Raw genomic sequence first — 9219 nt, forward strand, 5'->3', positions numbered from 1 at the left:
CCTCCCTACTGTTGTCCGCTGTTTTTTAAGGTTATTGCCGCGCGCCGGCGCGCCCGGGGGGCGGCCGCGGCCGGGGGGCGAGTGCGGGGGGGCCCCCCCCGGCCCCCCCCCCCCCCACCGGGCCCTCGCCGATCAGTGGTAGCTGTGCTCGGGAGTGGGGAATGCGCCGGTGGTGACCTCGTCGGCGAAGGCGCGGACGGCCCTGTCCATCTCCCCGGCCAGGTCGAAGTACTTCTTGACGAACTTGGCCGGGCGCGGGGTCAGGCCCATCAGGTCCTGCCAGACGAGGACCTGGGCGTCAGTGGCCGGACCCGCGCCGATGCCGATGGTGGGAATCGACAGGGACGTGGTGACCCGCTCGGCCAGATCGGTGGGGACGCACTCCAGGACCACGGAGAAGGCCCCGGCGTACTCCAGGTCCTTGGCGTCGGCCATCAGCTCGTCGCCGGACTGGCCGCGACCCTGAACCCGGTAGCCGCCGAAGGCGTTGACCGACTGGGGAGTCAGACCCAGATGGCCCATGACCGGGATGCCCGCCGAGACCAGGGCCTCGACCTGGGGGAGCACCCGGCGTCCTCCTTCGAGCTTGACCGCATGGGCGCCGGCCTCCTTCATGAAGCGGGCGGCCGTCTCCAGCGCCTGCTGGGGCGAGGACTGGTAGGAGCCGAACGGCAGGTCGGCGACCACCAGCGCGCGTGACGAGCCGCGCACCACGGCCGCCGTCAACGGCATGAGGTCGTCCACCGAGACCGGCAGCGTCGAGTCGTATCCGTAAACGACCATGGCGGCCGAGTCGCCCACGAGCAGCACCGGGATGCCGGCCTCGTCGAAGACCCTGGCGGTCATCGCGTCATACGCGGTGACCATCGGCCACTTCTCGCCCCTTTCCTTGGCTGCGGAGATGTCGCGGACAGTGATCCTTCGTCCTGCCTGGCCGCCATAGAGGGAGGTCGGCTGGCTGGTGACGGAAGAGGACATGAAGACCCTCCTGAAAGTCTCGAAGCGCCCCAGTGGCGTCTCCGGACGTCTCCGATGATTGCACGCGGTCGGCTTGTTAAACACCCCCGGCCCCACCGGTAATCCGGTGGGGAAAAGTCCGTGCCATACGACACAATGCATGCGGAGGTAAGCAATAACAATGGCTATAGAACCTTACCGTCGCCTGCTGGCGCTTCCGGGTGTGCGGACGTTGCTGCTCGTGGGCCTGTTCGCCCGGGTTCCCGTCACCGCCATGGTGATCACGCTGACACTGCACGTGGTCAGCGGTCTCGGTCTCGGATTCGCGCAGGCGGGCCTGGTCACGATGGCCAGCACGATAGGGATGGCCGTCGGGGCACCGCTGTCCGGGCGGCTGGTCGACCGGCGGGGTCTGCGCCCCGTGCTGCTGGTGACGACCCTCGCCCAGGCCGTTTTCTGGGCCACCGCCTGGGCGATGCCGTTCCCCGCGCTGCTGGCCGCCAGCGGGGTGGCGGGCCTGCTGAGCGTGCCGGTGTTCAGTGTGATCAGGCAGAGCCTCGCCGCGATGGTCCCGATCGAGCAGCGGCGGATAGGGTTCTCCCTCGACTCGATCCTCGTCGAGCTCTCCTACATGGCCGGGCCCGCGCTCGGCGTCGCCGGGGTCTCGACGATCGGCAGCACGTGGACCATGTCCATCGTCGCGGTCGGCATGGTCGGCTCCGGCACGGCGCTGCTCGTGCTGAACCCGCCCGTCCGCTCGGCCGAGGAGCTCCAGGCCCCGGCGGAGAAGGTCCTGCGGCGGCAGTGGCTGACCCCGGGCGTCATCGCCCTGTTCGGCACGGTCTCCGCGGCCACCTTCGTGCTGACGGCCACCGAGCTGTCGCTGGTGGCGACGATGAAGCACACGGGCGACACCGAGTGGACCGGGCTGGCGATCACGCTGTGGTGCGCCTACTCGCTGGTCGGCGGCTTCGTGTACGGCATGCTGCCCCGGGGCTCCTCGCCGCTGGTCCTGATCGGCGGGATGGGCCTGCTGACCATCCCGGTGGGCCTGGTGGGCGGCGACTGGCGGTGGGTGATCCTGGCGCTCCTCCCGGGCGGGGTGCTGTGCGCCCCCGGACTGTCGTCCACGGTCGAGACCCTCAGCCGCTGGGTTCCGGCCGGGGCCCGGGGAGAGGCGATGGGACTGCACGGCACGGCGTTGCTGGTCGGGAGTGCCTCCGCCGCGCCGATCGCCGGAACGGTCATCGACGGCGCCGGCCCCGGCTGGGGCTTCGCCGTCGCGGGCCTGGTCAGCGTGCTGATGGTGCTGATCGCCCTGCCGTTCTGGCGGCGCGCCGACGTTCCGGCCGAGAAGACGCCGGTGACGGTGCCCGCCTGAGCCGTTCGACCGCCTTCCCGGCCGGCCCCGTTCCACACCCGCTCCACGCGGCGGACGGAGCCGGCCGTCAGGTGGGCAGCCGCAGGCCGGTGACCGCGGAGAAGAGGCGTTCCTTGCCCGGTGTGATCCGCAACCGGACGCGGTCGCCCTTGGCCGGCGGCGCGTTGGGGTCGACCCGGGCGATGATGGTCTGGTCGAGGAGCCCCGGATAGGCCGCGTCGGCGTGCTGGCCGTAGAGGAAGGCGTCCGAGCCGAGCTCCTCGACGACGGTGACGATGACCGGGAAGGTCCTGTGGTCCTCCTCCTCGTCGCCGACCACGTCGATGGACTCGGGGCGGAAGCCCAGGACGACGCGGTCGCCGCCCTCCTCCTTGAGCGCCTGGAGCGTCTCACGGGACAGCCGTATCCGTGTCCCGCCCAGGACCGCCTCCTCGCCTTCGACGCGGAACTCGGCCAGGTTCATCGACGGAGAGCCGATGAATCCGGCGACGAAGACGTTGGCCGGGTGCTGGTAGAGGCGCAACGGCGTGTCGACCTGCTGGAGGATCCCGTCTTTGAGGACGGCGACCCGGTCGCCCATCGTCATGGCCTCGACCTGGTCGTGGGTCACGTAGACCGTCGTCACCCCGAGCCGTCGCTGCAGGGCGGCGATCTGGGTGCGGGTCTGCACGCGCAGCTTGGCGTCCAGGTTGGACAGAGGCTCGTCCATGAGGAACACCTTCGGCTCACGCACGATCGCCCGGCCCATGGCCACGCGCTGCCGTTGGCCGCCGGAGAGCGCCTTGGGCTTGCGGTCGAGGAACTCCTCCAGGTCCAGCAGGCGGGCGGCCTCGCGGACCCGGCGGTCACGTTCGTCCTTGGGGACCTTCATCACCCGCAGGGCGAAACCCATGTTGTCGGCCACCGACATGTGCGGGTAGAGCGCGTAGTTCTGGAACACCATCGCGATGTCCCGATCGCGTGGCGCCAGGTGGGTGACGTCACGCTCGCCGATGGCGATGCTCCCGCCGTCGACCCTTTCGAGTCCGGCGAGCATGCGCAGGGAGGTGGATTTCCCGCAGCCGGACGGGCCGACGAGGACCAGGAACTCCCCGTCGGGGATGTCGAGGTCAAGGGCGTCCACCGCGGGCCGCTGGGATCCGGGGTAGACGCGGGTCGCCTCGTCGTAAAGAACTCTGGCCATCGTTCCTCCTCAGGAAGTCATTTCAATGAAGTCATCGGAAAGGGCTCGCCCGGGGATCCGGCGGGCCTGCCGGCCGTCACGCGGGGGTCGACGAGAAGCAGGCGCGTGCCCAGCCTGCGAACGGTTCTCTCCTCGTCCTGCGGCACACCTCGATCAGTGATCACGGTGTCGTAGGCGCTCACGTCGCGATGGCTGAAGGGGGCGTGGCGGCCGAACTTGGAGGAGTCCACGAGCAGCAGATGCCGCTGGGCCGCGTCGAGCATCGCCTCCTTCACTGCGGCGTAGCCTTGGATCGGGTGGTAGAGACGGCCGCCGGTGATCGCGACCGCCGACATGAGCGCGAGATCCGCATGGAGCCGCTGCAGAGCACGTGACACCTCGGGTCCGGTCGTCGAGTCGAAGGCGCTCTGGTAGTCACCGCCGAGCAGGATCGCCTTGCTGCGCTCGGTGGCGGCGACGATGCGTGCGATTCCCACGGAGTTCGTTATCACCGTGTAGCTGCCGCACTCGTCCAGGCGCCGGGCCAACGGGAACAGCGTGGTCGAGTCGTCCATGAGGATCACTCCCCGCGGGGGCAGTTCCCTCAGGGCGGCCTCGGCTATCGCCTCCTTCTCCGCCAGTCTGGTCCTCCTGCGCAGTTCCGAGGCGACTTCCACCGTGACGGCCGGGACGATCGTCGCGCGGCCCCGGGACTTACGCAGCAGGGCGCGACCGGCCAAAACGTCGAGGTCCCGATGCATGGTCATCAGGCTGACGCCGAACTCCTCCACCAGCTGGGCGATGTCCATCTCCCCGTCCGCCGCGACACGGGCGAGCACCGCCTGCCGTCGCCTCTCCAAGCCGGCGGTCGTGGTCCGGGCCCTGGCCATGCCGTCACTCCTGCGGCCGCACGACTGCCTTGACCAGCTCGGGGTCGCGGGCGCCGGCCGTGAGCGCCTGCTCGACCTCGGCCAGGCCATGGTGCCCCGTCACCAGGGCGTCCAGGTGGACGCGTCCCGAGGCGGCCAGCGCGATGGCCGCTGGCCAGGTGTTGGCGTAACGGAACGTGCCCGTCACCTCGATCTCGCGCGTCTGCACGTGAGACAGCGGCAGGGGGATCTCGTCTCCGCCCATGCCGACGAGGACGACCCGCCCGGCCCGTCCCACCGCTCGGACGGCCTCCCCGATGGCGGCCGGGTGACCCGAGCATTCGAGCAGTACGTCAGGATCGAACGCGGCGTCGGCCAGGCGGTTCTCACGCACGTCGAGGGTCACGCTCGCACCCAGATCACGGGCCAGCCCGAGCCGGGCGGGGTTGACGTCGGTGATCATCACGTCGGTGGCGCCGAAGGCCAGCGCGGCCTGCATGCAGAGCAGCCCGACCGGGCCCGCGCCGGTGACGAGCACGCGCGTGCCCGGCCCGGCCCGCGCCTTGCGGCAGGCCCACACGCCCACCGACAGCGGCTCGATCAGCGCGGCGGCGTCGTCGGACATGCCATTCGGGACGGGATAGGCGAACTCCTCGTGCACGACGACGTACTCGCAGAAGGCGCCGTCGATCGGAGGGGTGCCGAAGAACCGCATTCGCGGGCAGAGGTTGTACCGGCCGGCACGGCACTGCGGGCAGGTGAAGTCGGGCACTCCCGGCTCCAGCGAGACGCGCTGCCCCGGACGGTGACGATCGGCCCCGGGCCCGGCGCCGACCACGGTCCCGGACGGCTCGTGGCCGAGCACCAGGGGGGACTCCACCACGAAGTCGCCGATCCTCCCGTGCTCGTAGTAGTGCACGTCGGAACCGCACGTGCCGACGGACGCGACCTGCACGAGCACCTCTCCGGGGCCCGGCTCGGGCCGGGGCCGCTCCTCCAGCATGATCTTGCCCACGCCCTGCAGTACGGCGGTGCGCATGGTCTGCTCGGTCATGGCCCGCGCCCCTACTCTCCGGTGACGGCGCCGAGGGTGAGCCCGGTGACCAGCCAGCGGCGTACGGCCAGTCCGGCGAGCATCATCGGCACGACCACGATCGTGCCGATGGCGGTGAGCTGGCCCCAGTCGATGCCGGTCTGGGTGACCAGCTGCGAGGCGGCGATGGGCAGGGTCTGGGAGTTCGGCCCGGAGAAGACCACGGCGAACGCGTAGTCGTTCCAGGCGAAGACCAGGCACAGCACGAAGGTGGTGACCAGCCCCGACTTGGTCAGCGGCAGGATGACGGTCCAGAAGGCCTGCCAGCGGGTGCAGCCGGCGACGAGCGCGGACTCCTCCAGGGACGGCGGCACCTCGGCGAAGAACGCGCTCATCAGCCAGATGGCGAACGGCAGGTTGAAGGTCAGGTAGGCCAGCACCAGGCCGGGGATCGTGTCGATCAGGCCGAGCCCGCGGAAGATGAGGAACAGCGGGACCACGACCGCCGCGATGGGCGCCATACGGGTCGAGATGATCCAGAAGGCCAGGTGTTTCTTCCCGTGCATCGAGGTCCGTGCCAGGCCGTAGCCGGCGAGCGCGCCCAGGCATACCGCGAGCACCGCGGAGATCCCGGCGGCGAGCACGCTGTGCCAGATGTAGGGCCCGAGGTTGTTGGGGCCGGTGAACAGGTTGACGTAGTTCTCCACGGTGGGTGTGAACAGGACCTGCGGAGTGGCCGCGGTCACGTCCGCGCGGCCCTTGAACGACGACAGCAGCATCCACAGCAGGGGGACCAGCGTCCAGATCAGGGCCAGGGCGAGGAGGAGCGCGACGCCCCATCGCGAGCGCCGGCTGCTCTCCTCGAGCGCTGACTGCGGCACTCCCGGCGGGGCGGCGCCGATCACCTGCCCTTCCCTCTGGGGGGCCTGGCCGGGCGCGGTCTGCTGACGCGTGGACGACGGTGGTGTCATCGAGGTACTCATCGGGTCAACCCCCTGACGTCCAGCAGCCGGACGAAGGTGCGTGCGATGAAGATCGAGAAGGCCAGCATCGCCAGGCCGATGGCGGCGGCGTAGCCGAGGTCGAAGAAGCGGAACGCGGTCTCGTACAGCCGAACTGGAATGATCTTTGTCGCGTCTGCGGGTCCGCCGTTGGTGGTGACCCAGATGATGTCGAAGTAGCGGATGGCGTCCATCGAGCGGATGAGCAGGGCGACGAGCAACACGTTGGAGATCGCCGGGAAGATGATGTATCGCAGCGTCATCCATCCCCGGGCGCCGTCGACGGCGGCGGCCTCCCGCACCGACTGGGGCACGCTGGACAGGCCGGCGAGGGTGATCAGGGCGATCAGCGGGGTCCACTCCCACACGTCCATCAGCACGACGGCGGCGAAGGCGCTGACCGGGCTGCCGAGGATGTCGCCGGTGTAGCCGAGGGAGCGCAGCACCCACGCGTAGAGCCCGAAGGTGGAGTCGGTGAGGTAGCGCCCCAGCAGGCCGACGATCGAGGGAGCGGCGAACATCGGCAGCAGCAGCAGGCTGAGCATGATGTTGCGGCCGCGCAGCACCCGGTACAGGCACAGCGCGATGCCCACCCCCAGAACCATCTCCAGCCCGACGGTCAGCACGAAGTAGATGATCGTGCGAAGCCACGACATCCACAGGTCGGCGTCGGTGAAGAAACGCGCCCAGTTGCGGAAGCCCACCAGTTCGAGCCGCACCCCGCCCAGCAGCCGGACAAGGGAGAAGCTCATCGCGATCAGGGCGATGAAGGGCACGATCGACAGCGCGGCCAGCAGGAGCAGGCCGGGAGTCATCATCTTGCCCTCGAAGCCGATGCGCGGTTCCTTCGCGGCGGTTTCCGGCCGGGTGGGCCGGCGGAGCACCGGTGAGGAGTCTGCTACGTGAGCCATTCAGGCCACCCACCCTCGTGCCACGATCTGGTCCACCCGTGACTTGATCGAACGCATCGCCTCCTCGGGCGACGCCCCTCCGCTGAGCATCCGGGACAGCTGGGTGAAGATCGCGGTGTTGCACTCGTTCCACATCGGGATCTTGGGTCGCAGGCCGATCCGGTCGGGCTGCCAGGCCTGCCGTATCGCCGCGGCCGTCAGCATGTTGGGCATCGCCGAAGGCCGGTGCTCGGCCGCGCGCACTTCCGGCAGCTCGTACACGGAGGTACGCGTGGGGGTGCCCCCGCCGGCCTTGCTCTTGAGGTTGGCGAGCTGCGTCTGGGGCGAGGTCGCCCACACGAGGAACAGCCAGGCCGCGCCACGCTCGTGGGGAAGCGTGTTCGCGCTGATCCCCACCCCCGTGCCTCCGTACATGTTGGCCGTACCGACCGGCCCCTTGGGCAGCGCCGAGTAGCCGACCTTGCCGGGCAGCACCTGCTCGTTGCTGGCCGCGAACTCGTGCCAGTTCGGGCACATCGCCAGCCGGCCCGCGCGGAACGCGGCGCCCACGCCGTCCCAGTCCCACGTCTTCGAGGCGGGATCGGCGATGCCGAGCAGCCGGTTGTAGAACTCCGCGCCCGCGATGGCGGCGTCGGAGTCGAGCCGGCACGGGCCGGGATCCCGCGACCCCAGGCGCCCTACCTCCTTGCCGTTGTCGAAGTAGGCTCCGCCGTAGGACCACAGCACGTTGCTGAAGTCGTTCATCAGGGAGTCGTGCTGGCGGGCCTGGTGCCCGGTGCCGTACTTGACGTCCGACGTCGCGTTCTTGTTGAACCACTCGGCGATCTTGAAATACTCCTCCCACGTCCGGTCGCCGCCCGGGACGGGGTCGAAACCGAGGTCGTGCGCCATGCGGTCGCGATACTTGTCGAACAGGTCCTGCCGGTACTGCCAGATCATCGTCGGCGCGTCGTACGGCAGGGCGTAGACCGCGTCAGGATCGACGAACCGCCCGGCTGCGTCCATCTGGGCGGGAATGAAGTCCGCGACACCGCCGGGCAGGTCCGGCAGGTTCGGATCGGCCTGCAACGAACGCAGGTCCACCAGCCCTCGCTGGTACGGCGCGAGCACCTGGTAGGGATCGGCGTAGATCACCTGGTACTGGGCCCGGCCCGAGGCCAGGTCCAGGGCGACCCGCTGGACCAGCGCGGTCAGTTCGAGCGTCACGATGTTGACATTGATCCCGGTCAGATCGGTGAACGGGCGGGTGTTCGCGGCGATGGCCGCGGTGGGGGCGGTGTTCTCCGAGATGAAGTTCAAGGTGGCGCCCTGGAACTGGCGCCATTGGTCACCGCCGGCGGTTCGTGGCACATCGCTGCGGGAGCCGCACGCGGTCAGACCCCCGGTCAGAGCCAGCGACGTCCCGGCGGCCAAGGCGCCACGAAGGACGTCACGCCTGCTCGGCTGGGGTGGATAGCGGTCCACTGTTCACCGCACCTCCTGACATTGCAGGTGGGGGCAACGACCACAGTCTTATTTCATAGAAATATCGGCCTAAACATATATGTGATATTTTCCCAGAAAAAATATGATATTTTGGGTTTTGCTTAGTCGAGAGAAGTCCGGTGTCCGGCCTCGACCGCAGCGGGGGATTATCAGGATGTGGGCCTGATCTGCTTTGACGGGCACGCGAGATCGGAGATCCGCCCCGGAAGGACGTCCGTCACGGAGAGCGTGGGGAAGAAGCCGCGCCGCTCGTCCGCCGCGGAGCCTGAGAGCTGGTGAGGTAGCGATGACACTGGTCGCAGGCGTCGATTCGTCGACCCAGAACTGCAAAGTCGTGATCCGGGACGTCGTCACCGGGCGTCTTGCCCGTTCCGGCCGGGCGGGCCACCCGCCGGGCACCGAGGTGGATCCCGCCCTGTG

Annotated in this window: 8 protein-coding genes; 1 reads left to right on the forward strand and 7 read right to left on the reverse strand. The window is 69.3% G+C overall.

The features are described 5' to 3' along the window. Positions 1-132 precede the first annotated feature (132 nt). Positions 133-978, reverse strand: a complete 846-nt coding sequence (panB, locus tag ACFY2X_RS47035; RefSeq protein WP_389951930.1) for a 3-methyl-2-oxobutanoate hydroxymethyltransferase — start codon at positions 976-978, stop codon at positions 133-135. A gap of 160 nt (positions 979-1138) precedes the next feature. On the opposite strand from panB, the gene ACFY2X_RS47040 reads away from it, so the two are divergent. Next, positions 1139-2338 (forward strand): MFS transporter, encoded by a 1200-nt coding sequence (locus tag ACFY2X_RS47040; protein WP_389951933.1) that lies wholly within the window; start codon positions 1139-1141, stop codon positions 2336-2338. 67 nt (positions 2339-2405) lie between these two features. On the opposite strand, the gene ACFY2X_RS47045 is transcribed toward ACFY2X_RS47040, so the two are convergent. Genes ACFY2X_RS47045 through ACFY2X_RS47070 form a run of 6 tightly spaced genes read right to left on the reverse strand, consistent with a single transcriptional unit; the run spans position 2406 to position 8778 of the window. After that, entirely contained in the window at positions 2406-3521 is a 1116-nt protein-coding gene (locus tag ACFY2X_RS47045) for an ABC transporter ATP-binding protein (RefSeq protein WP_389951935.1), read from the reverse strand. A 17-nt stretch (positions 3522-3538) separates the two neighbouring features. Beyond that, positions 3539-4390, reverse strand: coding sequence for a DeoR/GlpR family DNA-binding transcription regulator (locus tag ACFY2X_RS47050; protein WP_389951938.1), 852 nt, complete (start codon positions 4388-4390; stop codon positions 3539-3541). Between the two features lie 4 nt (positions 4391-4394). Further along, positions 4395-5423 (reverse strand): NAD(P)-dependent alcohol dehydrogenase, encoded by a 1029-nt coding sequence (locus tag ACFY2X_RS47055; protein ID WP_389951940.1) that lies wholly within the window; start codon positions 5421-5423, stop codon positions 4395-4397. An 11-nt stretch (positions 5424-5434) separates the two neighbouring features. Next, the gene (locus ACFY2X_RS47060) at positions 5435-6385 is read right to left on the reverse strand and encodes a carbohydrate ABC transporter permease (protein ID WP_389951942.1); all 951 of its coding nucleotides are present in this window, start codon (positions 6383-6385) and stop codon (positions 5435-5437) included. Next, complete coding sequence (locus tag ACFY2X_RS47065; protein ID WP_389951945.1) at positions 6382-7314, reverse strand: carbohydrate ABC transporter permease; 933 nt, start codon at positions 7312-7314, stop codon at positions 6382-6384. The genes ACFY2X_RS47060 and ACFY2X_RS47065 overlap by 4 nt, the downstream gene beginning before the upstream one ends. Further along, on the reverse strand, positions 7315-8778 hold the full coding sequence (locus ACFY2X_RS47070) for an extracellular solute-binding protein (protein ID WP_389951948.1): 1464 nt from the start codon (positions 8776-8778) through the stop codon (positions 7315-7317). Positions 8779-9219: the final 441 nt, after the last annotated feature.

Source organism: Streptosporangium sp. NPDC000396 (assembly GCF_042898655.1).
Lineage (GTDB): Bacteria > Actinomycetota > Actinomycetes > Streptosporangiales > Streptosporangiaceae > Streptosporangium.

Coding starts and splice junctions, on each gene's coding strand:
- ACFY2X_RS47060 (WP_389951942.1), bottom strand. CDS start 6,385: ATGAGTACCTCGATGACACCACCGTCGTCCACGCGTCAGCAGACCGCG.
- ACFY2X_RS47055 (WP_389951940.1), bottom strand. CDS start 5,423: ATGACCGAGCAGACCATGCGCACCGCCGTACTGCAGGGCGTGGGCAAG.
- panB (WP_389951930.1), bottom strand. CDS start 978: ATGTCCTCTTCCGTCACCAGCCAGCCGACCTCCCTCTATGGCGGCCAG.
- ACFY2X_RS47050 (WP_389951938.1), bottom strand. CDS start 4,390: ATGGCCAGGGCCCGGACCACGACCGCCGGCTTGGAGAGGCGACGGCAG.
- ACFY2X_RS47040 (WP_389951933.1), top strand. CDS start 1,139: ATGGCTATAGAACCTTACCGTCGCCTGCTGGCGCTTCCGGGTGTGCGG.
- ACFY2X_RS47065 (WP_389951945.1), bottom strand. CDS start 7,314: ATGGCTCACGTAGCAGACTCCTCACCGGTGCTCCGCCGGCCCACCCGG.
- ACFY2X_RS47045 (WP_389951935.1), bottom strand. CDS start 3,521: ATGGCCAGAGTTCTTTACGACGAGGCGACCCGCGTCTACCCCGGATCC.